Annotated in this window: 20 protein-coding genes; 17 read left to right on the top strand and 3 right to left on the bottom strand. The window is 45.4% G+C overall.

Translation table 11 applies throughout. From position 1 onward, the window contains the following. Window positions 1–405 precede the first annotated feature (405 nt). The 4 genes from thrS to rnr all read left to right on the top strand — a co-directional run bounded on the left by thrS (window position 406) and on the right by rnr (window position 6,800). Window positions 406–2,340: a threonine--tRNA ligase gene (gene thrS, locus JMY03_RS12085; RefSeq protein WP_025645242.1), complete on the top strand. Its 1,935-nt coding sequence runs from the start codon at window positions 406–408 to the stop codon at window positions 2,338–2,340. Window positions 2,341–2,345: 5 nt separating this feature from the next. Then, complete coding sequence (gene infC, locus JMY03_RS12080) at window positions 2,346–2,867, top strand: translation initiation factor IF-3 (RefSeq protein WP_037059002.1); 522 nt, start codon at window positions 2,346–2,348, stop codon at window positions 2,865–2,867. A 230-nt stretch (window positions 2,868–3,097) separates the two neighbouring features. Further along, window positions 3,098–4,333 carry a toxic anion resistance protein gene (locus JMY03_RS12075; protein ID WP_201603981.1) on the top strand — a complete coding sequence of 412 codons (1,236 nt, stop codon included), beginning with the start codon at window positions 3,098–3,100 and terminating at the stop codon, window positions 4,331–4,333. Window positions 4,334–4,523: 190 nt separating this feature from the next. Next, a complete protein-coding gene (rnr, locus tag JMY03_RS12070; protein ID WP_201603980.1) occupies window positions 4,524–6,800 on the top strand; it encodes a ribonuclease R in 2,277 nt (758 codons plus the stop codon). Between the two features lie 266 nt (window positions 6,801–7,066). Here the strand turns inward: rnr and JMY03_RS12065 are convergent, their stop codons facing one another. The 3 genes from JMY03_RS12065 to hisA form a co-directional block, all read right to left on the bottom strand. After that, window positions 7,067–7,342: a hypothetical protein gene (locus JMY03_RS12065; protein WP_156923952.1), complete on the bottom strand. Its 276-nt coding sequence runs from the start codon at window positions 7,340–7,342 to the stop codon at window positions 7,067–7,069. Window positions 7,343–7,439: 97 nt separating this feature from the next. Then, complete coding sequence (locus JMY03_RS12060) at window positions 7,440–9,047, bottom strand: mechanosensitive ion channel family protein (protein ID WP_201603978.1); 1,608 nt, start codon at window positions 9,045–9,047, stop codon at window positions 7,440–7,442. 58 nt (window positions 9,048–9,105) lie between these two features. Beyond that, entirely contained in the window at window positions 9,106–9,843 is a 738-nt protein-coding gene (hisA, locus tag JMY03_RS12055) for a 1-(5-phosphoribosyl)-5-[(5-phosphoribosylamino)methylideneamino]imidazole-4-carboxamide isomerase (RefSeq protein ID WP_025645231.1), read from the bottom strand. Window positions 9,844–10,566: 723 nt separating this feature from the next. Between hisA and JMY03_RS12050 the strand changes: the two genes are divergently transcribed. The 13 genes from JMY03_RS12050 to JMY03_RS11990 all read left to right on the top strand — a co-directional run bounded on the left by JMY03_RS12050 (window position 10,567) and on the right by JMY03_RS11990 (window position 25,387). Continuing rightward, window positions 10,567–11,916: a Na(+)-translocating NADH-quinone reductase subunit A gene (locus JMY03_RS12050; protein WP_025645228.1), complete on the top strand. Its 1,350-nt coding sequence runs from the start codon at window positions 10,567–10,569 to the stop codon at window positions 11,914–11,916. Window positions 11,917–11,921: 5 nt separating this feature from the next. Beyond that, window positions 11,922–13,157 (top strand): NADH:ubiquinone reductase (Na(+)-transporting) subunit B, encoded by a 1,236-nt coding sequence (locus JMY03_RS12045; protein ID WP_201603976.1) that lies wholly within the window; start codon window positions 11,922–11,924, stop codon window positions 13,155–13,157. Continuing rightward, complete coding sequence (locus JMY03_RS12040) at window positions 13,138–14,043, top strand: Na(+)-translocating NADH-quinone reductase subunit C (protein ID WP_201603973.1); 906 nt, start codon at window positions 13,138–13,140, stop codon at window positions 14,041–14,043. Before JMY03_RS12045 ends, JMY03_RS12040 begins: the two co-directional genes overlap by 20 nt. Before the next feature lies 1 nt (window position 14,044). Then, window positions 14,045–14,716, top strand: a complete 672-nt coding sequence (locus tag JMY03_RS12035) for an NADH:ubiquinone reductase (Na(+)-transporting) subunit D (RefSeq protein ID WP_201556950.1) — start codon at window positions 14,045–14,047, stop codon at window positions 14,714–14,716. Beyond that, window positions 14,716–15,324, top strand: coding sequence for an NADH:ubiquinone reductase (Na(+)-transporting) subunit E (nqrE, locus tag JMY03_RS12030; RefSeq protein WP_025645220.1), 609 nt, complete (start codon window positions 14,716–14,718; stop codon window positions 15,322–15,324). The genes JMY03_RS12035 and nqrE overlap by 1 nt, the downstream gene beginning before the upstream one ends. A gap of 111 nt (window positions 15,325–15,435) precedes the next feature. Continuing rightward, window positions 15,436–16,671, top strand: a complete 1,236-nt coding sequence (gene nqrF / locus JMY03_RS12025) for an NADH:ubiquinone reductase (Na(+)-transporting) subunit F (protein ID WP_201603971.1) — start codon at window positions 15,436–15,438, stop codon at window positions 16,669–16,671. A 245-nt stretch (window positions 16,672–16,916) separates the two neighbouring features. Then, entirely contained in the window at window positions 16,917–17,717 is an 801-nt protein-coding gene (locus tag JMY03_RS12020) for an SDR family NAD(P)-dependent oxidoreductase (RefSeq protein WP_201556953.1), read from the top strand. Between the two features lie 329 nt (window positions 17,718–18,046). After that, the gene (locus JMY03_RS12015) at window positions 18,047–19,126 is read left to right on the top strand and encodes an FAD:protein FMN transferase (protein WP_390880377.1); all 1,080 of its coding nucleotides are present in this window, start codon (window positions 18,047–18,049) and stop codon (window positions 19,124–19,126) included. 133 nt (window positions 19,127–19,259) lie between these two features. Next, window positions 19,260–19,505: a (Na+)-NQR maturation NqrM gene (gene nqrM / locus JMY03_RS12010; protein WP_025645214.1), complete on the top strand. Its 246-nt coding sequence runs from the start codon at window positions 19,260–19,262 to the stop codon at window positions 19,503–19,505. A gap of 396 nt (window positions 19,506–19,901) precedes the next feature. Beyond that, on the top strand, window positions 19,902–21,158 hold the full coding sequence (locus JMY03_RS12005) for an MFS transporter (protein WP_201603967.1): 1,257 nt from the start codon (window positions 19,902–19,904) through the stop codon (window positions 21,156–21,158). 58 nt (window positions 21,159–21,216) lie between these two features. Then, window positions 21,217–22,005, top strand: a complete 789-nt coding sequence (locus JMY03_RS12000; protein ID WP_201603965.1) for an arylesterase — start codon at window positions 21,217–21,219, stop codon at window positions 22,003–22,005. A gap of 63 nt (window positions 22,006–22,068) precedes the next feature. Beyond that, entirely contained in the window at window positions 22,069–22,767 is a 699-nt protein-coding gene (locus JMY03_RS11995; protein WP_201603963.1) for an ABC transporter ATP-binding protein, read from the top strand. After that, a complete protein-coding gene (locus JMY03_RS11990; RefSeq protein WP_227675621.1) occupies window positions 22,760–25,387 on the top strand; it encodes an ABC transporter permease in 2,628 nt (875 codons plus the stop codon). The genes JMY03_RS11995 and JMY03_RS11990 overlap by 8 nt, the downstream gene beginning before the upstream one ends. Window positions 25,388–25,662 lie beyond the last annotated feature (275 nt).

The raw sequence follows: 25,662 nt of genomic DNA, 5'->3' as shown, positions 1-25,662 counted from the left end.
TATATAGATAAGTAATTGACTATCAACCTTATATATTGCCGGTTATAGATGGCTGGTTTTAATCTATAGTTATAAAGCACAATTTAGTGCGCTACCCCTTACTATCTAGTGTTTATAGCTGGTTTTTGCTATAGTAAGCGCTTTATGGCATGACACGCTTACTTTAGCCTTTAACCGTATTTAAAGTCTAGTTTGCAACACTTATTGATAAATGGCTTCTTACTATTGAGCTTTGTAATGGTTATACCTATATAGGAAGCTAAATAATAAGCGTATTGAGTAGTGCCTATCCAATAGACAACAACGATATCTCACAACTTGTGAATACAATTAATGCGGTCTGACGGTCATATGATTGATGGTTGCAATCATCACTGCTAAAGGACCCAAAAAGGTGAATAGATTATGGTAGCGATTACTTTACCCGATGGTAGCGTAAAAGAGTTTGAAGGCAACACCACGGTTATGGAAGTGGCGCAAAGTATTGGTGCAGGACTTGCCAAGGCGACCGTTGCTGGACGCGTAGATGGTCATCTGGTAGATGCCTCCGACCCTATTACCCAAGACGCAGCGGTTGAAATCGTTACCCCAAGAGATGCTGATGGTGTCGATATTATTCGTCACTCCTGCGCGCATCTGCTCGGTCATGCGGTCAAGCAGCTCTACCCTGATGTGAAGATGGTTATTGGCCCTGTGATCGAAGATGGCTTTTATTATGACATCTATAGCGAGACGCCTTTCACGCCTGAGCATATGGAAGCGATAGAAAAACGCATGATGCAGTTGATAAAGCAGGACTATGACGTCATAAAGAAGATAACCCCACGCGATGAAGTGATCAAGATATTTGAAGAGCGCGGTGAGGACTATAAGCTTAAATTAATCAACGATATGCCGGGCGAAGAGGCTTTTGGTCTGTACCATCATCAAGAGTACGTCGATATGTGCCGTGGGCCGCATGTGCCAAATACACGGTTTTTGAAAGTGTTTAAACTCACTAAAATGTCTGGTGCGTATTGGCGCGGTGATGCCAAGAACGAGCAACTGCAGCGTATCTATGGTACAGCGTGGGCAGATAAAAAAGATTTAAAAGCTTATATCCAGCGTATCGAAGAGGCAGAAAAGCGCGATCATCGCAAGATCGGTAAAGCGCTTGATTTGTTTCATATGCAAGAGCAAGCGCCGGGTATGGTGTTTTGGCATGCTAATGGCTGGACCATTTATCAAGTCCTTGAGCAGTATATGCGCAAGGTACAGTACGATAATGGCTATGAAGAAATTAAAACCCCGCAAATCGTTGATCGTAGCTTGTGGGAGCGTTCGGGACATTGGGGCAACTATGCCACCAATATGTTCACCACTTCGAGTGAAAACCGTGATTATGCGGTTAAACCTATGAACTGCCCTTGCCACGTGCAAGTATTCAATCAAGGATTAAAGTCTTATCGTGAGCTGCCACTGCGTATGGCAGAGTTTGGCTCTTGCCACCGTAATGAGCCATCCGGTTCACTGCACGGTTTGATGCGAGTACGCGGCTTCACTCAAGATGATGCGCATATTTTCTGTACACAAGCACAAATCCAAGAGGAAGTGGCAGAGTTTATTAAGCTAACTTTGGCAGTATATGAAGACTTTGGCTTTGATAATATCATTATGAAGCTCTCCACCCGTCCGGAGAAGCGTGTTGGTAGTGACGAGTCTTGGGACTTTGCCGAAAAAGCACTGGCAGATGCGCTTGATAGTTCAGGTCTCGATTGGGAATATCTACCGGGTGAAGGTGCGTTTTATGGCCCTAAGATTGAGTTTAGTCTCAAAGACAGTTTAGGTCGCGTTTGGCAATGCGGTACCATTCAGGTCGATCCGAATATGCCAGAGCGCCTTGATGCAGAATTTGTCAATGAGCAAAACGAGCGCGAAACCCCTATTATGCTACACCGTGCCATTCTTGGCTCCTTTGAGCGCTTTATCGGTATTTTGATCGAAAACTACGCCGGTTGGATGCCGGTATGGCTTGCCCCGCAGCAAGTAGCCGTGATGAATATCACCGATAAACAAGCAGATGCTTGCGAAAATGTGGTAAAAGAGCTCAAAAACGCAGGTATTCGTGCTGTTAGTGACTTGCGTAACGAAAAGATTGGTTTTAAGATACGAGAGAAAACATTAGAACGTATTCCCTATATGCTAGTATTAGGGGATAAAGAAGTTGAATCGGGCAGTGTCAATGTCCGAACACGTGAAGGTGAGAACCTCGGCGTGATGAGTGTTGATGATTTTATAGCATTAGTACAGACCGCTGTCAGCAAAAAAGGCCGACAGACCCCAAAAACAGATGAGGAGTAATACCTATTAAACAGTCCAACCGTTTAAATATTAATGAAGATATTAACGTCAAAGAAGTCCGTCTAGTCAAAGAAGATGGCGAGCAGATGGGTGTCGTTGATATCGAAACTGCCCTAAATGCGGCACGTGAAGATAATTTAGACTTAGTCGAATTGGTTCCAGATGCCAAACCGCCCGTGTGTAAGATCATGGATTACAAGCACTACCTCTATGATCAAAAGCAAAAGGCAAAAGAGGCGAAGAAGAACCAAAAGCAGACGCAGCTAAAAGAGATGAAACTGCGTCCGAGTACTGAAGAGGCTGATTATCAGGTCAAACTGCGTAAAATCGTCAGCTTCTTGGAAGATCAGGATAAAGTTAAAGTCAGCATTCGCTTCCGTGGTCGTGAGATGGCACACCAAGAGCTTGGACGTGCACAGCTTGAGCGCATCATCGAAGATACCGCTGAGATCTCTAATGTCGAGCAGCCGCCAAAGATGGAAGGTCGACAGATGGGTATGCTACTAGGCCCCACTAGAAAAAAATAAGCCGATAGCGCCCCTCATTTTATAACGTCTTTGTATTTTTTGACCATCAATATGCGTACGTGTATTGGTGGTTTTTTGCTTTAAGAGCCTATTTTGGCAACCTTTTTTATCAAACTATAACCGAAATGATAAGCAAACCTGAGCCCTTAAGTGTAAGATAAATCATAACTACAATAACTTTATTATAAATTTGAGAAGCATTATTCACTTTAGCCATTATAGGACTTTTTATGCAAGAACTAACGCCACCTGAAAACTCGTCTACTCCTAGTATTTCTCTGACACCGCCTGAACCAGTCAAATCAGTTAATACCAGCGAAGCGGATCAAATGGTCAAGCTCGATAAAAGCCAGATCCCAGAGCTGGATGCCAAGGTCGATGCTTTTGTTGATCATGTGCTTACTAACTCTGCTAATAGTCCTGAATTTCAGCAAAACGTGCAATCTATTCATAACCTAGGCTCCAAAGAGATTCGTGAGTCCGCGCAAGTCTCTAATCGCATGCTAGACTTGCCTGCAAAAAGTCTCAATGATGGCTTATTTGACAGCTCACCCATTGCTAAATCCTTGACGGAGCTGCGCGGCATTGTGGAGGATTTAGACCCAAGCAAAAAGCAATTGACCAGCTCGCGTAAGCTGTTTGGCCTCATTCCATTTGGTAATAAAGTCCAAGACTACTTTCGTCAATATGAGTCCGCGCAGTCGCATATTAACGCCGTCGTCACAAGCCTTTATAATGGTAAAGACGAGCTACTCAAAGACAATGCCACGATTGAGCAAGAAAAAGTCAATATGTGGGAGCTGATGCAATCGATTCGTCAGTACATCTATGTCGGCAAAAAGATCGATGAGCAGCTAGAGCAAAAGATTCACGCGATAGAGGCGACTGATCCTGAAAAAGCACGTATTATTAAAGAAGAGATGCTGTTTTATGTGCGTCAAAAAAACACAGACTTTTTAACCCAACTCGCGGTTAACGTCCAAGGATATCTAGCGCTTGATACCATTCGCAAAAATAACTTGGAGCTGATCAAAGGCGTGGACCGCGCGACGACGACGACAGTATCAGCACTACGCACCGCAGTCGTAGTGGCGCAGGCGATGACCAATCAAAAACTGGTACTCGATCAAATCACCGCACTTAATAAAACGACTAGTAGCTTGATTGAGTCGACCTCAGAGATGCTCAAACGTCAGTCTGGTGAGATCCATGAGCAAGCCACTAGTAGCACTATTGAACTTGATAAATTACAAAACGCCTTCAATAATGTCTATGAGACGATGGATATGATTAGTAATTATAAAGTTGAAGCGCTTGAAAACATGAAGCAGACGGTCAATACTTTGACCAGTGAAGTCGATAAAGCGCAGAAATACCTCGATAAATCGAATCAGACGACAGTATTAGAAGTGTCAAAAGAGCTTGATAGTAAACAGATAGCAGATAAGTCTGGTATCGATATCTAAAAATGCACTATTTAAGCAACTGCTCATCTCTACAAGCTGTCTCTACTGTCAAAAACTTCTGATACGCTCATTAACTGAGCGTATCCCTATAGCTATCACACTTAACACAAACAATTGACGTAAGATATTGTCTACTGGTTCGTGCTAAGATAGCCCCTATTAATAATTTTAAAAATAGATACGGTAATTTATGAGTTGGAATGATCCAAACGCCTCAAGTGAGGCACAACGCTATGACAATCCTATTCCCAGTCGTGAGCTGATTCTGAGCACGATTAGTGATAATAGCGATGTTACGCACAAAGCATTAGCTAAAATCTTCGGTATCGAAGATCCTGACCAGTTCGATGCGCTAGGTAATCGTCTAAAGGCGATGGCGCGTGATGGACAAGTCAATCGTGAAGGTCGACCTTATCGTTATCGTCCAGTGACTCAGCACGATATCGTCAGCGGTACAGTTTCAGCGCATCCAAAAGGCTTTGGTTTTGTGGTGCTCGATGATATGCCAGATCTTTTCTTGCATGAAAAACAGATGCGTTGGGTGTTCAATGGCGATTCTGTTGAGGCTATAGGTACTTCTACGGACAATCGCGGACGTACCGAAGGCCGTATTATCGATATCACCTCGCGTCAACAGAATCAGTTCATCGGAACACTTGCCAAAGATGAAGAAGGTTACTGCGTAGAATTGGGTAGTCCTAACAGTCATCAACCTATTACCTTGGCAGATGACCACGTCGATGCTTTAGATGTCAAACAAGGCGATCCGGTCAAAGTCGATATCATTGATTGGCCAAACCAGCATGAGTTTGCGACTGGCAAGATCACTGAAGTGCTCAATGACGATAACGATCGCGAGCTGATTATTGAGACCACTTTACTCAATTATGATATTCCACATGAGTTCAGCGAAGCCACGCTTAAGCAAGCCAATAACTATAAAGAACCCACCGAAAAAGATACCAAAGGTCGGACTGACCTGCGTGGTCTGCCTTTAGTGACTATCGATGGTGAAGATGCACGTGACTTTGATGATGCCGTGTTCGCTGAGAAGCGCTCTGGCGGTAACTACCGGGTACTAGTCGCTATCGCTGATGTTAGTCACTATGTGACGCCGAACTCACCGCTCGATGTTGAGGCCTATGAGCGTGGAACATCGGTGTATTTCCCGCACCGAGTGATTCCGATGTTGCCTGAGGTACTCTCAAACGGTTTATGCTCATTGAACCCTAATGTCGATCGCTTATGTATGGTCGCTGATATCAAAGTCTCACGTGCTGGCAATGTCACCGGTTATGAGTTTTATCCGGCGGTGATGAACTCACAAGCACGTCTGACCTATAACCAAGTCAACGATTACTTTGCTGATCCAAAAGATGGCAGTATTCCTAAGTCGCTCACAGGCAATAAAGCGGTCAAAAAATCTGTCGATACCTTGCATCAGCTCTATGATCTACTGCTCAAAAAGCGTGAAGAGCGTCATGCTATGGAGTTTGAGACCGTTGAGACTTATATTAAGTTCAATGAAGAAGGCGGTATTAAAGCGATTGTACCGCGTACGCGCGGCGATGCTCATAAACTAATCGAAGAGTGTATGCTGCTGGCGAATACTTGCGCGGCAAACTTTGCGCTCAAGCATGATCTGCCGGTACTGTACCGTAATCATGATAAACCGGATCAAGAAAAGTCGATGCGTATCCATGAATACGCCAAAAACTTCGGTTTGCCCTTCCCAGAAGAGAGCCCGACGCAGGCCGATTATCAGCGCCTGATTGAAGCAACCAAAGATCGTCCTGATGCGATTAGCATTCACAGCATGCTACTGCGCTCGATGATGCAGGCCAATTATGCGCCTGATAATATCGGTCATTTTGGTTTAGCGTACGATGAATACAGTCATTTTACCTCGCCGATCCGTCGCTATCCTGATTTGATGTTGCATCGCGCGATCAAAGCAAAAGTTACTAAGACTCAGCAGCCGGTTATGGACTTTTCTTTGGAGGGAGCAGGCACGCAAACTTCAGATACTGAGCGCCGTGCGGAAAGAGCTTCACGCTATGTCGAGTCGTGGCTCAAGTGTCACTACATGAAAGATCATGTCGGTGAAGACTTCGAAGGTGTAGTCACGAGTGTCACAAACTTTGGTCTGTTTGTGACTTTGTCTGATTTGTTTATTGATGGTCTAGTGCACATCTCTAATGTTGGTGATGACTTTTTTGTCTATGACGAGCAGCAACAACAGCTGATTGGTAAGGACAAAGGTACGGTATTTGGTTTGGGCGACTCGGTAAAAGTCAAAGTCGCTGGCGTCAATATGGACTTATTGCAAATTGATTTTGATCTGTTAGAAAAATTAAAATCAAGTCAGATGAACCAAACGAAGAAAGACTCTTCCAAAAAGAGTCCGGTCAAAAAGACCAATGGTCGTAACAGTAGTAAAAGCAAAGGTAATAGCAAAAAAAGCTAAGCAGCTTTGGTAATTGATAAATTTAGAGACAAATAAAAAGGCTAACTCGCAGTTAGCCTTTTTATTTGTCTTTAGTTTCTAGTTTCTAGTTTCTAGTTTCTAGCTATCATTAATTCACAATAAGACAAAAAACAGTGCTACTAGAATGAATGCGATGGCGCATCGAGCGATAACAGCACGCCAGTAAAGGTTATACCAGTAGCAGGTATTATAAGCACACTCTTTTATTTAGAGTTCACTATACACAGTATAGAGCACAGATTGCCTTACTGAGCGCTATTCATCTGTTCTAAACGCTGCTGTTCAACGTCTTGAACTTGCTCTATTTGAGCAGTAGCATTATCAATGATGGCTTTGGGTTTTTCGCCTAGTGGCTGTGCTGAGTTACTGTCATTCTCCTCATCACCATTTTTAACTACCTCGGAATCAGTATCTATGAGCGCAGCTCTGTTCTTTTCATAGAAGTAACTGCTGACAATATTGTAGCCAAACAACATCAAAATAGTAGCAAGGGTTAAGGCAATTAGGTGTTTTTTTTGCATAGGTATTCCCTCAAATAATATTTTGTCACTCTCAACTTTATTTAACAGCGGCTGCATCTAAGCTGTGCTTGCTAAATGCTACTGCCATATTGCTTAGCTATTCTTGCGGACTATTACTATTTAATAAGTCCGTTTCATCTGAATTTTCAGCAATCTCTTGCTCAACTTTTTCCATTAGCTTGGCATCTGGTCTTGCGTCGAGCACCTCGTCTGCATTACGGCCTTGCAGGATATATTTAGCACGGGCTTTTGCGCGCTTTTTCTCCTCATCATCTTCTATTACGTCGCTAAGCTCAACGTCTTCAACAGACTCTGGGGTAACCGGAGTAATGCTCATATCTGACTTATTTGCACTGTCATCCGCTTTTTCTCCTTGTCCCATCTCTAGCGCTTTTTCTACTTTATCGTTGAAGCGTAGGCGATAAATGGGTTCAGGTAAGCTAAAGCCTTCGTTTTCAAGCGCGTGTTTTGTCTCGCGAATGGCGATACTGCGAGCCTTGGCAAAATCAGTTTCGGACTGATTGACCCAGACCTGAAACTCTAGAATGATATTAGAATCGCCAACATTATTAATAACCGCAATGGCTTTTGGTTCATCCAGTACAAACTCTAAAGTATGAATAGCATCTAAACCAACCTTTATTGCTGCTAGTGGATCGTCATTGGCATCCACGCCAAGCTCAAAGGTAAAGCGCCGTTCGGGGTTTTTGGTGTAGTTAAGAATCACCCCCTTAAACACTTCGGCGTTAGGGATACGTAGCTGATTACCATCTAAAGTCATCAGAATCGTCGCCCTTGAAGTCAGGCGCACGACGATACCTTCTAAGTCATTGATAACCACCTGATCGCGCGCGCGAAAAGGTTGGCGAATACTAAGCATCAAGGAGGCAATATAATTCTCAATAGTGTCCTTAACCGCAAAACCCACGGCAATACCAATCACCCCTGCCCCGCCAAGCAATGTACCTAAAATCGTCTCAGCACCGATTAAGCTCAGCGCTAATATCAGACCAAAAATAATAAAAATCACCTTTATGGTCTGCGCAAGCAGCTCTGCCACAAAAGGATTGGGGGTGACGCGCTGCCACATACTTTTGCGATTAGACAAAAAGCTGCCAAACCAAGCAACAATGGCGAAAATAAAAATACCCACTAACAGTAGCGGTAAGGCTTTGATTAGGTTTCTAAATTGGTTTTTTAGGCCTTGATAGACGGTGCTGACATTGTCCTGTACATCAAGCGTACGCTCTATCTTATCTTCAACGGTGACGACATCAGTGATACGATTGGTTAGGTTAATCGCTTGTTGGGCTTTTTTTTCATTGGCGGTCTCGCCTGTGAGCGTCACTACTCCTTGGGTCACGCTGATACTAACCGCTTGCAGACCATCAATCTCAGAAAATATCCCTTGGATACGCTGACGAATGTCATTGTCCTTTTTGGGGGTAGGTTTAGTCTCAATCTCAGCGTTATTGGTACTCTCACCCATAATGACCGGTGGCTTAGGTTGCGCATCCGCCGTGCTACTATCGCCAGATTCACTTGCTTCGGCCTCACTATTAACGCCCAGCGCTGTCGCCACTTCAGCCAGCTCAGCTTCGGCAGCATAAGCTGAGACGCCAAATACTATAACGCATACTAAAAGTAGAAGATGTACACCACCTTTGAGCTTATTTGCTAATAAATGCTTATACTCTATAATCATAACTATCCTTGAGAAAATTCAGTCTTATTAGCTCAAAGCTCTTACGTGCAATGCATCTTTACTGGTCTAAATAACGCTGAGCGGCGCCAAAATCTAGTGAGCCTTCATAAATAGCGCGGCCAGTAATGATACCTTCTAAACAGTCGCCATAAGGTTTAAGTAGCTCGATATCCTTCATATCGGTGACGCCGCCTGAAGCAATAACCGGAATGCCGCCTTCGCGAGCTAGATTGACCGTCTGCTCAACGTTGACACCTTGCATCATGCCATCACGAGCGATATCGGTATAGACGATAGAGGATACACCAACATCAGCGAAGCGCTTGGCAAGCTCAGTGGCCTTGGTATCAGTGACATTGGCCCAGCCATGAGTAGCGACCATGCCGTCTTTGGCATCTATGCCGACGATGATATGACCGGCAAACTCGCGGCAAGCCTCGCTCACAAAGCTTGGATCTTCGACTGCCTTAGTACCGATAATGATATAAGTCAGTCCAGCACTGATATATTGTTCAATCGTATTCAAGGTGCGCACACCGCCGCCTAGTTGTATCGGCAGCTTTGGATAAGCTTTGGCGATGTCTTCAACCACGCGCTTGTGCACAGGGACGCCATCAAAAGCACCATTTAGATCGACTAAATGTAAACGACGCGCGCCTTCTTCTACCCAGCGCGTTGCCATAGCAACAGGATCGTCAGAGAACACCGTATCGTCTTCCATACGACCCTGTTTTAGGCGGACACATTTGCCATCTTTAAGGTCAATAGCAGGAATAATCACTGGCGCAGCACACATAACACACTCCTAATATAAAATTTGAACAAGGTTAGCAAGTCTAGCTTAAAAACGGTCGCTTTTATCTAATAAAAGAGATAAAAGCATAATGAAGGACTCACCTACTCTTAAGGTAGTAAAACGGACTGAGAGGTAAGTAAATGATAACTAGAAGTTTCCTAGTCTTAAAGCACCCACAATATTAAGTAAATTCAATTACTAACTGGCAATTTTAGGTCAATTTAGCGTATAATCCTAGGTAAATTTGTATTTGTTTCTATTCAAAATCGTCCTATGTGTATCTCCCTACCTATCATTTTACAGACTTAGTCAACAAAACGTTTACTGAGTCGATTTTTTGATTGGTAAGCGATCCTTAGGAAGTTATTGAATAACATAATACGAGCATTGCTCGTTTCAAGATTTTAATAAAAGGTATGGAAAGACTATTTATTCAATTCCTATTTTATACAGGCGGATTGAAGCTAATACTCTTAGCATGCATCTTGGTAGCCAGTCGCCACTTTGGTAAGTCGAATAAGATATTAACGTGTTGTTAAGGAGTCTAAGGTCAGCGTTGATACTCTTGATAGTAGGAATAATCGAGCATAACTGATAAAGCATTGAGCCGTTTTGCCATAACCTTGGCAGGTGGACGCTTTGCTGAGTAGTGCTTGTTTATACTACCTTTATACCATACAGGACGTCTGGTATCGTTTTAGACTATGGACTAAGTTTTCGCTTATGATTACCATCAAAAAAGGTTTGGATTTGCCCATCACCGGCGAACCCTCTCGCGAGATAACTGAGCACAGACCTGCACATGTGGCACTGATTGGCTATGACTATGTGGGCATGAAGCCTACTATGAACGTCAAAGAAGGTGACATCGTCGCTAAAGGCCAGCCCGTTTTTGAAGACAAAAAACGCGTTGGCGTCATTTATACTGCCCCTGCTGCTGGTAAAGTTGTCGCCGTCAATCGCGGTGAACGCCGAGTGTTCGAAAGTCTGGTGATTGCCGTTGACCCCAATGGTGAGGAAGTAGAGTTTGACCGTTACGACTCTGAACAACTGGCCGATCTTGACTCCGAAATCGTTGAAAAACAGCTGTTTGCTTCTGGTGAATGGACGGCGTTTCGTACCCGCCCTTATAGCCGAGCCCCTGAGCTTGGCGCGCGTCCGCATGCTATCTTCGTCACTGCTATGGATACCAATCCACTAGCTTTTGACCCTATGCTTTTGATCAATGAAGAGCTGCAAGCATTCAATGATGGCTTAGCGGTACTGTCGACTTTGAGTCCTAAGACCTTTGTCTGTCATCATGCCGAGGCAAGCTTACCAAAAGTAGCCAAAACTGCTAGTGATAACGTCACTGAATATCATAGCTTTGCAGGTAAGCATCCGGCAGGTCTGGCGGGTACGCATATTCACTTTTTGCATCCTATCATGCGCGGTGTTAGCGTCTGGACGATCGGCTTTCAAGACGTCATAGCCTTGGGTAAATTATTTACCACTGGCCGCTTATATACGCGCCGTTTAGTGAGTCTAGCCGGTCCAGCAGTAACCAATCCGCATCTTATCGCAACCGAGCGCGGCGCGGATCTGATGGCGTTGACGAAAGGGCAGCTGATTGCAGGTGATAACCGTATTATCTCAGGCTCAGTGCTCTCTGGCCGTAAGCTGTTTGCTAATGTCGCTTATCTTGGCCGCTTCCATGATCAAGTCAGCTCTTTGCCTGAAGGCTATGAGCGCCCTGCTTTTCACTTCTTTAGCCCAGGTGCAAACCGTTTCTCAAAGCTGCCGATTTATATCTCGCAGTTTTTTAAGAAAAAGTTTAACTTTACCACCTCTACCAATGGCTCGCCGCGGGCGATGGTGCCGATCGGTATCTATGAAGAGGTCATGCCCCAAGATTATCTACCTACGCAATTACTGCGCGCTTTGATTGTCGAAGATATCATCTCTGCGGTTGATTTGGGCGTACTCGAACTGGACGAAGAGGATGTGGCTTTGTGCACCTTCGTCTCTCCTGGTAAATATGAATACAGCGATATCTTGCGTGATAACCTAACGCGCATTGAGCTGGAGGGCTAACCACGATGAAATTTTTACACAATATGTTCGATCGTATGCAGCCGTCCTTCACTAAGGGTGGCAAACACGAGAAGTACTACGCCATCTTTGAGATGTTCGATACGTTTTTGCGTCAACCTGGTACAACAACTTTCACCTCATCGCACGTGCGTGATGGTATCGATCTAAAACGTATTATGATTACCGTTTGGCTCTGTACCTTCCCAGCGATGTTCTTTGGGATGTATAACGTCGGTCATCAAGCTTTGACCGCTATCTCTCAGCTCGGACTTGAGCCTGAGGGCTGGCGCACGGTGATCACTAGTATGGTAGGCTACGACCCTAATAGTATTTGGGCCAGCTTCGTCTACGGGGCTATGCAGTTCTTGCCCATCTATCTCGTCACCTTCGTGGTTGGTATTGCCTGTGAGATACTGTTTGCAGTAGTCCGTGGGCACGAAGTCAATGAGGGATTCTTTGTCACCTCAGTACTGTACGCGCTTATCATGCCGCCCGATATTCCTTTATGGCAAGTGGCCTTAGGTATTATCTTCGGTGTTGTCGTAGCAAAAGAAGTCTTCGGTGGTACGGGTAAAAACTTCTTAAACCCAGCGCTATCAGGCCGTGCTTTCTTATACTTTGCGTATCCTGCTTATATGTCGGGCGATTCGGTATGGACAGCGGTTGACGGCTTTTCTGGCGCAACACCGCTAGGTCTAGCCGCCCTTGGCGTCACGCCTGATCAGTTCGTTGATGTCTATGGCCGCGCTATCACTTGGAGTGATGCGTTCTTTGGTAATATCCAAGGTAGTGTCGGTGAAGTCTCAACCTTAGCTATTTTGTTAGGTGCAGTGGTGCTGCTGTGGGCGCGTATCGCTTCATGGCGTATTATGGCAGGCTGTGTGGTTGGTCTTATCGCCACTTCCCTCGTCTTTAATCTAATCGGCTCTGAAGATAACCTGATGATGAGTATGCCTTTTTATTGGCATCTAGTCATTGGTGGCTTCGCTTTTGGTGCGGTGTTTATGGCAACCGATCCGGTCTCAGCTGCACATACCAATAAAGGCCGCTGGGCTTACGGTATTTTGATCGGCTTTATGACCGTTCTGATTCGTGTCATCAACCCAGCCTTCCCAGAAGGCATCATGCTTGCTATCTTATTTGCTAACTTATTTGCGCCTTTGTTTGACTACTTTGTCACGCAAGCCAATATCAAGCGTCAAACTGCACGGAGGGTTCGTTATGTCCAAGCCCAAAAGTAATAATGCAAAAACTGTTAGCGTCGCGTTAACGCTATGCTTAGTCTGCTCAGTCTTAGTCTCAGCAGTCGCGGTCGGGCTCAAACCCGCGCAAATCGAAAACGCGCGCCTAGATCGTAACAAAAATATCTTAGTCGCGGCGGGCATGTATGATGCCGAGCAAGATACTGCCGAAGATGTCGCTAATCGCTTTGAAGACTTCGATGTCAAAATCGTTGATCTGCAAGCCGGTAACTATTTAGATGACGAACAGCTCGTCGAAGTTGGCATCCCTGATCGTAACAACTATGACGCAAGCCAAGCGACCAAGAACCAAGCACTCAGTAATGATTTGGGCGCTAATGATCCTGCTGGCATCGGCCGTGTCCCTAAATACGCCAAAGTCTACGTCAAAAATGACGACGCCGGTAATCCAGAAATGGTTGTACTACCGATTCAAGGTTATGGTCTATGGGGTACGATTTATGGCTTCTTAACGCTTGAGAGCGATATGAATACCATTAAAGGTATCAGCTTTTATGAGCATAAAGAAACTCCAGGACTTGGCGCTCGTATTGAAGAGCCTGAGTGGCGTGCGCAGTGGAGCGGTATTCATTCTTATGATGAAAATGGCGCGGTTGCGACTGGTGTTACCAAAGCCGGTAATCCAAAAGAGAACTGGGTCGACGGTATTAGTGGTGCGACTTTGACTGGTCGCGGCGTGAGTAACATGATTCAGTTTTGGCTTAGCGAGCAAGGCTATAAACCTTATCTAGATGCGCTACGCGAAGAAAGCGGTGCCACTATCGATAATGCTGACGCCCAAGCTAGCCAAGCAAACCTTGAGCAAGCCAAGCCAACAACTGAACTGGCAGCGGCTCTACCATTAGCAACTGGCAAGGAGGCATAACATGGCTGACACCAAAAGCATTTTAACTACGCCTATTTTTGACAATAACCCTATTGGTTTACAAATATTAGGTATCTGTTCGGCACTCGCCGTGACGACCAGCATGTCCAATGCGATGGTCATGTGTGTCGCATTGACCTTAGTCACTGCGTTTTCGAGCTTTTTTATCTCGATTATTCGCAAAAAAATCCCGTCTAGTATTCGTATTATCGTACAGATGACAATTATTGCCTCACTAGTTATCTTAGTCGATCAGGTGCTAAAAGCCGTCGCTTATGACGTGAGTAAAGGACTTTCGGTATTCGTTGGTTTGATTATCACTAACTGTATCGTGATGGGCCGCGCCGAAGCGTTTGCGATGAGCAATCCACCGATTCCTAGTTTTTTAGATGGTGTCGGTAATGGTCTTGGTTATTCAGCAGTACTCTTATTCGTCGCGACGATTCGTGAGCTATTAGGCTCAGGTACTTGGTTCGGTATCACTATATTGCAACCAGTGACTGACGGCGGTTGGTACTTACCTAACGGTCTATTATTACTGCCACCTTCAGCCTTCTTTATCATCGGCTTGTTTATCGCCATTGTGCGTTTTTGGAAGCCAGAACAAATTGAAGAAGCTGACTTTGTAATGAAGCCGCAATCTAAAGGCATGGCACATGGAGGCGGTCACTAATGGGACATTATGTTAGCTTATTTATAACCTCAGTCTTTATTGAGAATATGGCGCTGGCCTATTTTTTAGGTATGTGTACTTTCTTAGCAGTATCAAAGAAAGTCTCAACAGCTATTGGCCTTGGGGTTGCCGTCATCGTCGTTATGGCGATTACCGTACCGCTGAATAACCTACTTTTTCAGTTCATACTAAAAAGTGGCGCTTTGGCTTGGGCGGGCTTTCCTGATATCAATCTTAGCTTCTTAGGTCTACTTAGCTATATCGGCTTAATCGCAGCGACGGTTCAGATTCTAGAGATGTTCTTAGATAAGTTTGTGCCGGCGCTTTATAACGCTCTAGGGGTATTCTTACCGCTGATTACGGTTAACTGCGCCATCCTTGGCGGCGTACTATTTATGGTCGAGCGTGATTATAACTTTAGCGAATCTGTCGTCTACGGCGTTGGTGCTGGTTTTGGTTGGGCAGTCGCTATTGTCGCTTTGGCGGGTATCCGTGAAAAGCTCAAATATTCAGACATTCCAGGACCGCTACAAGGCTTGGGCATCACCTTTATTACTGTCGGTTTGATGTCGCTTGGCTTTATGTCGTTCGGCGGTATGTCAATTTAGGCACTGAGCACTATTAGCTTATTGAACCATTTAACTCATTTATTTGGAAGGGGCTAGAGAGCCACTACAGTCAGCTCTTATCCCCTACCCCATAAATTAAGGATACCTACCATGGATTATGCTACGGCGATTGGTGGCGTTGCTATGTTCACTGTGATCATCATGAGCCTTGTCGCTATTATTTTAGCGGCGCGCTCAAGACTGGTCAGCTCAGGGGACGTTACCATTCGCATTAATGAAAATCCTGATAATGATGTTGTCACCCCTGCCGGTGGCAAACTGCTACAGACGCTTGCAAGCGAAGGTATATTTTTATCATCAGCTTGCGGCGGCGGTGGTACTTGCGCTCAGTGTCGTTGCCGAGTGATCGAAGGCGGCGGCTCTATTTTGCCGACCGAAGAAGGCTATTTCACTCAAGGTGAGATTCGCAATCATATGCGCCTAGCCTGTCAGGTAGCGGTCAAGCAAGATATGGAGATTGAGATTGATCCTGAATTCTTCGATGTCCAAAAGTGGGAATGTGAAGTCATCTCTAACGACAACGTTGCAACCTTTATTAAAGAGCTGGTACTAAAGATTCCAGAAGGCGAAGAGGTAAACTTCCGCGCCGGTGGTTATGTGCAGTTAGAAGCGCCGCCGCACGAAGTACATTACAAAGACTTTGATATCGGCGAAGAGTACCGTGAAGACTGGGAAAAGTTCGGCGTCTTCAAATACGTCTCAAAAGTCGATGAGCCTGTTATTCGTGCGTACTCGATGGCCAACTACCCAGAAGAAAAAGGCCTCATTAAGTTTAACATCCGTATCGCCAGTCCACCGCCGCGTGGTCCTGAAGGTATCCCGCCGGGCAAGATGTCGTCTTGGGTATTTAGCCTAAAACCTGGTGATAAGGTGACGGTATCAGGCCCGTATGGTGAGTTCTTTGCCAAAGATACCGATGCTGAGATGATCTTCGTCGGGGGCGGTGCGGGTATGGCACCGATGCGCTCGCACATCTTCGATCAGCTAAAACGTCTAAATTCTGATCGTAAGATTAGCTTCTGGTACGGTGCGCGCTCGATCCGCGAGATGTTCTATGTCGAAGACTACGATCAGCTCGAAGAAGAGTTCGATAACTTTGAGTGGCATGTGGCGCTATCTGATCCATTACCAGAAGATAACTGGGATGGTCCGACCGGCTTTATCCATAATGTGCTACTTGAAAATTACCTAAAAGACCATCCAAACCCAGAAGACTGTGAATACTACATGTGTGGGCCACCGATGATGAACGCTGCTGTCATCGATATGTTGCATAGCCTCGGTGTCGAAGATGAAAACATCATGCTTGATGACTTTGGTGGTTAATGTAGTCTTAATATAGTGGTTAAAATTAGAGTCTCAATTGAGACTCTTTTTTTTGGCTGATATTTAAAGGCGGGCTTTTCTCATTTTACAAATTCGAGTAGCAATCTGAGTGCGACTTTTTTATAGTGTTGATCATTCATATTGATATTTTTGACATGGATAGTTTTGAAATAGTTACTTTTAAAATAGTTACTTTTGACATAGATACTTTTTGACATGGTTATTTTTACTAAGTAAGGATGCTTATGAAAACGAAATTTAAAGACCTAACGATTTGGATCACTGGGGCGTCGAGTGGTTTAGGTGAGGCGCTAGCGCTTGCTTTTGCCAAAAAAGGCGCGACTATTATCTTGAGTGGTCGTAATGAGGACAAGTTAGAAGCGGTCAAAGAGCAGTGCAAAAAGTCTAAAAATCATCATATCGTACCTTTTGATATCAGTGATAGCGAGCAGACTCAAGCGGCTTATAAGAGCGCTATCAATAAAGCGGGTAAAATCGACTGGCTCATTAATAATGCTGGGGTCTCCCAGCGCTCATTGATTATGGAAACCTCGGAAGACGTAGAGCGCCAAATTATGGAGCTCGATTACTTTGCGCAAACGCGGCTGACGCGTCTGGTACTGCCTGCCATGCTCGAGCAAGGCGGCGGTAAAATTGTGATGATATCTAGTATCGCAGGACTGATAGGTACTCAATATCGCGGCGCTTATAGTGCAGCCAAAGCCGCTATTCATCTATGGGCCAACAGCCTGCGCGCTGAGCTCTACGATCAAGGCATTGAGGTCGCTACGATATTCCCAGGTTTTATTCAAACCAATGTCTCGATTAATGCTTTGACAGGGGACGGTAGCACTCTAGGTACGATGGATGAGGCGACGAGCAAAGGACTCACTGCGTCCGAATTTGCTAAGCAAGTGGTTAAAGCACTTAGCAAAGGTGAAGAATATATCATCGTTGGCGGGCGCCAAGAAAGAATGGCGACTAGAGTCAATCGCTTATCACCGCCTAAGCTTTATAAGCTGATTCGGCAGTCGCAAGTTAGGTAGCTTGATCGATAGCCAATACGAAATGAAATCGATACGTTAATAACGTCGTGCTACTGATACAACTTTTCCTTGCTTGCTGTGCGCTTCGCACTCCAAAGGCTGCGCAAAATTTATCCTAGTAGCACTATATCGTTTTTAAAGTGAAGCGGCTATAGAATGCTTTTATAAGATTAACCAGATTTTGGCCTATTGCCATGATTAAAAACCATTAGGGGTGTAGAATAGATAAAAGCTATTCACGCCCCTAATTTTATGTCTATTACTTTTATCACCGCAACAACATGACTATGACAAATTTATCGCAAAACTCCTCTAAATTAACCCGTATGATGGGCTTAACCTCAGTTAGTACCTCTTGCCTTTTGGCTCTGAGTGCTTGCCAGCAGCCAACTGCAGACTTTAATACTTTGAGCGGTGAGACTATGGGTACCAGCTACCATATTAGCTATCAGCTCCCAGATGGTACTAATGAGGCCGCTATTCAAGCTTCTATCGATGAGAGACTACAGCAGATCAACGACAGTATGTCGACTTATATAGACGACTCCACTATATCAAAGTTCAATCGTTTAACTGCTAATACGCCTATCACTATCGATGCAGACTTCAGTCATGTTTTGGAGACGTCAAGACAGGTTTATGAGCAATCTGGCGGCGCTTTTGATCCGACAGTGATGCCCTTGATTGATACTTGGGGTTTTGGCAGTACCATGACGGTTGAGCGCTTACAAAGCCCGCCAAGTCAGGCTGAGATTGCGCAGGCTAAAGCCTTAGTCGACTTCAAAAGCGTGGTACAAGAAGGCGATAGCCTTTATAAAACCAAAGATGGCGTAGGCTTAGACTTCTCAGCTGTAGCAAAGGGCTACGGTGTTGATGTCATCGCTGATGTGCTAAGACAAGACTATCAGATTCGTAATTATATGGTCGAGATCGGCGGTGAAGTGGCCTCATCTGGGGTCAACGCACAAACTCAGCCTTGGCAAATCGCTATTGACGCGCCAATAGAAGGCAGTACGGTGACTGAGCGTCAAACCATCGCCGCTATTCGTCAACCCAAATCGATGGGTAATAAGATGCATTTAGCTACTTCTGGCAATTATCGAAACTCTGTTATTTTTGATAATAAACGCTATAGCCATACCATAGATCCGACTACTGGTGAACCTATCATAGGCGGCGCCCCTTCCGTGACGGTAGCGGCAGAGTCGGTAGGGCTTGCTGATGCTTGGGCCACGGCGCTGACCGCCATGCCGTATGAGCAAGCACTGGCTACTGCTGAACAGCAAGATATAGCAGCAATGTTTGTGATATTAGTCGATAATAGCAATATTGATGCTGATAGTGTAGAGGACTGGCAGATCGTTGAGACCTCTGCTATGCAAGCACTGCGAGCAGATAAACCCTTTTAACCGCTCTTAGCGGTTATGGTAGTAAAGTATTGATAATAAAACACTTGTACCAGCGAGCAAGACCGAAATCTGCTATAATAATAAACATCAATGTCATTAATAAAATATCGAAAAATAAATGTGAGGTCACGCTATGCTTAGCCAACTCCTACCAATACTTGCCATTACTTTTACCGTCTTTGTGCTGTTCTTTTTGCTCATGGGTATCGGCTATATGTTCAAAAAGCAGCCGCTTAAAGGCTCGTGTGGCGGTGTCGCCAATTTGATGGGTGATGAGAGATGCTCGTTTTGCGGTGACGATCCCAATAAGTGTGACTCAGTCGTAGCAGAGCAGCAAGACACTGCCTTAAAAGCCGCTCAACTGGGTAAGTCGGTTTAAGTCTGTCTTGGTTTGACCGTTTGTAGTTTTTAGTTACTTGTTAAATTGACGCTCTAGCGTTTCTAGCGGTTAGTTACCATACGCTGGTAGTACTTTGCCCTCTCTACTCTTATACTAGTGTTAAGTATTTTTAAGATGCTTAGCACTTTTTTATTGGGTATGGTTTATCTTTTTAGGATAGCTCACTAAGATAATTAACCAACGAAGTTTTGTTAAAATATTTTCATTATTCGATTAGTTCATTGCTTACATCAATTTTTATTCGTTCTACCTAACTATTAACGCATTTTCTTAACCACCGTCTTGGTGGAATTTTTTGAGGTTATTCTAACAGTGCTCTTTTGTCAGCCTTTAGCCATAACCTTTTGTTTTCCCTAATTTTATAGTCGTTCCGCTATGTCTACCTCTAACGATTTACTCTCGAATTCATCTGCAAATAAGTCAAGCATGATCAAGACACCTTCCTCAAAGTTTATTTTTTGGTTAGTGCTATTTGCGATGATTTTGCTAGCCACTAATATGCGCGCGCCTATTGTAGCGCTAGGTTCTATCGCGCCTGTGGTACAAGACGCGCTGGGTATCTCTGAGACCGAGATCGGTTGGCTTGGCGCAGTGCCGATGTTGACCTTTGCCATTGGGGCGTTGATTGCGCCTTCTATTGGTAAGCGTTTTGGCCTTGAAAATACGCTGATCGTCATGGTGGCACTGCTTACCTTTGGGATGGTACTGCGCTCGGTGGTGCCCACTTGGCTTGGGTTTTTGACTGGTACGGTCATGCTCACTTTAGCCATAGGCTTTGCTAATACTTTAGCCGCTCCTATTATCAAACAGCGCACGCCGAAAAATATTCCATTAGTGACTGGCCTATTTAGTCTGACTATGACAATCGGTGCAGGTATAGTTGCGGGGGTAGTATTGCCCTTATCTGAGTGGGTTGGCTGGCAATGGGCTATAGGGGGCTGGTCTATTTTTGGTGTTTTTGCGCTTATTCTTTGGATATTTTTGCGTATTCGTTTAGGCTCCTCTAATCATCAACCTATACCTACCTCTGCCACTACCTCAGCTAAGATATCCATTTGGCGCTCTGCTTTTGGCTGGCAAATTGCTATGTTTTTGGGTATTCAGTCTTTGCTATATTATACCGTTGCTAGCTTTTTACCTTCTATCTTGGTTAGTAAAGGTATGAGTGCTGTGAATGCAGGTCAAATGGGAGCGGTGTTTCAGTTTATGGCTCCGCTCGCTATCTTGATTGTTACTTGGCTTATCAACCGTGGTCGCCCTATTCAAGCGCTCGCTATCACTGCTGCTAGTTTCAATGTCATTGGTATCTTAGGCTTGAGTTATGCCTCTACCGATTTGGCATGGCTATGGTCAGGCTTTATGGGTGCCGGCTGTTCGGCGATTTTCACTTTGAGTATGATGCTGTTCTCTTTGCGCACTTATACCACCAATCAATCAAGCGAGCTGTCCGGTATGGCGCAGTTCGTCGGTTACTTGGTTGCTTTTTTTGGCCCCCTCGGCACTGGTTGGCTCCATGAAGCGACAGATAGTTGGGACTTGCCTTTATTATTGATACTGACATTAATGATTATCAACGTTGGGCTTGCGTGGTTGGTCAGTCGTCCGGTCATGGTCGATGGTCAGAAAGCTTAAGCCGACATCAACGCACCATTTGCTACACTTATTCGATTGATTAAAGGATATGACCATTATGAAGAATAAAAAAACCAGCCTACTTACGCGTCCTCTTTATCTCATAACGATCGCCATGATAAGTTCAGGCTTACTGCTAAGTGGTTGCCAAGACAAACCAGAAACCGAAACTAAAGAGCCACAAACTACCGAAACAGCGGCGGTCGATAGCCCTTTAGATGTAGAAGACGCGACTAATATCAATACCACTGAGCAACAACTGATATCGCAGCCTATCACTATCTTAGCGCTAGGCGACTCGTTAACTGAAGGCTTAGGCGTCGAGCGTGACGGCAACTATCCGGCACAACTACAAACTAAGCTAAAGGACATGGGCTACGTCAATGTCGATGTAGTCAATTCAGGACTAAGCGGCGAGACCAGCACGGGACTGGTGAATCGTTTGGACTGGGTAACGCAAACTGAGCCAGATATTACTATACTCACTATCGGTGCCAATGACGCTATGCGCGGGCTCGACGTGGCAACGGTGGAGGAAAACATTCGCACTGCGATCACCCATCTACAAGACAATGGTAGCGAGGTTATCTTAGGCGGTATGCAGATTTATGATAATTTAGGGAGTGAATACGTGCAGTCCTTTTCAGCCATTTATCCGCGTATCGCTGAAGATATGGATGTGCCGATGATTCCGTTTTTCTTAGAAGGCGTGGGCGGTGTTAGCGAATTAAACCAAGCAGATGCTATCCATCCAACTAAGGAAGGCTATACTATTATTGTGAATAATAATATCTTGCCTGTGCTTAAGCCGGAGCTTGAGAGTATGGTAGCAAGTGAGACTGATTAAGAACTTTTGCTACACTATTCGTCGTGAATCCATAGCCACAAATACGTTAATCGAGACTGTCCAATGACCGCCATACCTACCAACAATACCCTACTCACCGCCGCAAACCTCAATAAAACCGTACAAGTCGGCGAGCAATCGCTAGCGATTATTAAAGACGTCAGTATCCATGTCGATGCCAGCGAGTTTGTGGTGATTATGGGTAAGTCCGGCTCGGGTAAATCTACCTTGCTTGGTTTGCTCGCAGCGCTCGATTATCCCGATAGCGGTTCGGTTAAGCTGGGCGAGCAAACCTTAAGTGCGCTTGATGAGGATAAGCTTGCGGCTATTCGTCAGCGCGAGATGGGCTTTGTGTTTCAATCCTTTCATCTACTGCCGACATTGACGGTCAGCGAGAACATCGCTTTTCCGCTCGATATTGCACGTCGTCCTGACAATGCGCGGGTCGATGAACTCATCGACGCGGTCGGACTTGGGCATAGGCGTGATAGCTTGCCCAATCAATTATCTGGCGGTGAGCAGCAGCGTACCGCCGTCGCCCGCGCTTTGGTGTCGCGTCCCAAAATCGTCTTTGCTGATGAGCCAACCGGTAATTTGGACGAGCAAAATGCCGACCAAGTTATGCAGCTGTTATTGGATTTACGGCAACAAACCGGTTCCGCGCTGGTGGTGGTAACGCATGACCCAGCGCTTGCTGAGATGGCGGATAGAGTGATTACGATGCATGATGGGTTGATAGACGGAACTTACGCCAATGGATAACATCACCAAAAATAATCAAACTCGTCATCATGTCGATGATAATTCAAGCGCTGCTGACAGTATAATAAGCCAGCTTTTCGCTTCCACCCTTGGCACCAAAGCCCTGACTCGCAGCTGGTGGCGGCGCTGGGTGTATCCGGTATTATTTTTAATCACTCTAACGCTATCGCTCGCCACTTACCTCACACTTGACTCGATTCAGCAAGCGGTGAATACCTATATCACCGATAATCAGCGCGCGCTGGTCGGTGGTGATTTGGTGCTCGAGAGCAATCAAGAGTGGCCAGCGCAAGTAATAGAGCAAGTGCGCAGCTTACCTGAAACCCAAGTCGTTTATGACCACCAGTTTAGCTCCATGGCGGTGACCAAAGAGCAAACCTTATTGGTGCGCATAAAAGGCGTCACCCCTGCTTATCCCTTATATGGCGAGGCACAAACCGAATCTGGCAAACCCTTATGGCAACAGCTAAGGCCGGACACCATCGTCATCGCGCCAGAGGTGTTACAAGGGTTAAATGCAAGCGTTGGCGACAGCGTTACTATTGGCGATGGGCAATTTACCATCAGCGATGTGCTGACCAAAGAGCCAGACCGCCCCTTGAGCGCTTTTGATTTTGGCGGGCATGTATTGATGCAAGAGGACGGCTTAGCGGCAACCAATCTGCTCGGTCAGCGTAGCCGTGTGCGTTATCGTATCGAGATGGCAGGCGACGAGGACACCATAGCCGCATTAAATGAGCAATTAGAGCAAACCTTAACCAGCTATCCTAACATCAGGCTCTCCGATATCGACTCTGAGGACACACAAGTCTCGCGCATCTCTGACAATGTATTGATGTTTTTGAAATTACTGGTCATTGCGGTACTGCTATTATCTGCGGTCGCCATGTATGGCGTTATCACTGCCTTTGCGACCAAACAGCAAGCCAGCAACGCCATCCGTATGGCGATGGGCGAACCGGCCCGTCAAATCAAAGCTAGCTATTATCGGCTGTTATTGGGCACGTCCATCATTGCCAGTATCGCCTCCGTGGTGCTCAGTCTCGGACTATTAAAAGTCGGTCAGCCTTATCTCACCGCCATATTACCTGAAGACCTTGGCTTAGCGATTAGTCCGCTTAGCATTATTAAAACGCTGATTATCGCTATTATATTGACCTTGGTGATTACCCAGCGCGGCCTTAATGAGCTGAGTACTACTAAACCCGCTACTCTACTTAATCAAGGCGCAAGTCAACAATCAGGAAAGCAACCTTGGTATCAGCGCACGCCCCTACTCTGGTACGGGGGGATGTTTATCGGTCTGTATTTATTCTTCACTTATGAAGTCGGCTCTTGGCGCTTATCAGCGCAGCTGCTTATCGGGTTGATTGGCTTTGTCGCTATATTTTGGGCGCTGGCTCGCGGTTGGCTGTGGCTATTATCACGCTTGGCGAAAAATAAAAACATCAGTTGGATGCAGCGTATCGCCATTCATAATCTGGCGCGCAAAGGCAATCAATCGGCGCTATTCTTCGTCACGCTGTCGCTATCGGTCGCGGTATTGACCCTGATTACTACTTTAAACCACAGTATCAACGCCCAGTTCGTCGATGCTTATCCAGAAGATGCGCCCAATATATTCTTGCTTGACGTGCAAAGCGAGCAACACGACGCGATTAATAATATCATTGGCACACCGGTCAGCTACTACCCCGTCATTCGCGCGCGTATCGTCACCGCTGGCGGCGTGGCGGCAGAAGATATCAAAGCCACTCAAGGGGCGGATGACCCAACGCGAGTGTTCAATTTAAGCTACGCCGACACGATTATGGATACTGAATACATCGTCGATGCGGTCACTAATAACGAGCTATATAGCCCTATCGACGGTCAAGACTCTACTAAGTCCGCACTGCAACAAGTACAGCCGTTATCTATCTTAGATAGTGCCGCCAGTCTGCTAAACGTCAGCATGGGCGATGAAGTGGTGTTTAATATTCAAGGTATTGAGATAACTGGAGAGATTACCAGTATCCGCTCGCGCTTTGAGCGCGGCCCCAGCCCGTTCTTTTATTTCTTATTTGAGCCTGAGCTGTTAGCCGCCGCCCCGCAAATCCAGTTTGCCACCGCGCATATCCCTGAGGACAGTATCGCTGAGGTGCAAGGACAGCTGGTGCGTCAGTTCCCTGCCGTCACTACGGTCGATGGTACGGCGATCGCCGAGCAAATCCAAGGTCTCGTGCAGCAGATGAGCCGCTTAGTGTATGTTTTTACCTTGCTGGCACTGCTCACAGGTATTATGGTACTGATTAGCTCCTTGCTGTCCACCTCACAGGACCGTATGACCGAGAGCGCGTCATTCCGATTATTAGGCATGCAAAAGTCTGATTTATATAAGCTAAATATTTTGGAGATTGGGGTACTTGGCGTTAGCGCGGCAGTGTTTGCGATGACGATTGCCAGCGCTGGCTCGTGGTTTGCGATTACCCAGTGGTTTGACTTACGCTATAGTGTGCCGTGGACGAGCTTGGCGGTTGGCGGTGCGGCATTAGTCGTGTTGCTGTTTGCTATTGCCATTATTTATGTACGATTGGTGATTGGGCGCGGAATTATGGCTCGGGTTCGGGCTATGATTTAAGCATATTGGATTTTAGATTTGCGAAGAAAGTCCCTTAATTGGGATTTTTTAATACATTATTTTCTATCAATCTAGGTGGTATAGTATGTAAAGTTTGGTCTATATACCGCAGCTGTCAGACCTAAACGGCTCCTCTAATCCAGTTTTCATACTATCTAGAACTATTAAAGTAAATATAGATTTCATTTATAAATGTTGTTAGTATTTAAGACTCTACAGTCTCTCTAATAAAATTAAGCTAAATCTAAAATCACCTTCATTGAAAGAAACCTCTG

The organism is Psychrobacter submarinus (assembly GCF_904846685.1).
Lineage (GTDB): Bacteria > Pseudomonadota > Gammaproteobacteria > Pseudomonadales > Moraxellaceae > Psychrobacter > Psychrobacter submarinus.
This window is presented reverse-complemented; position numbering and strand designations above follow the sequence as displayed.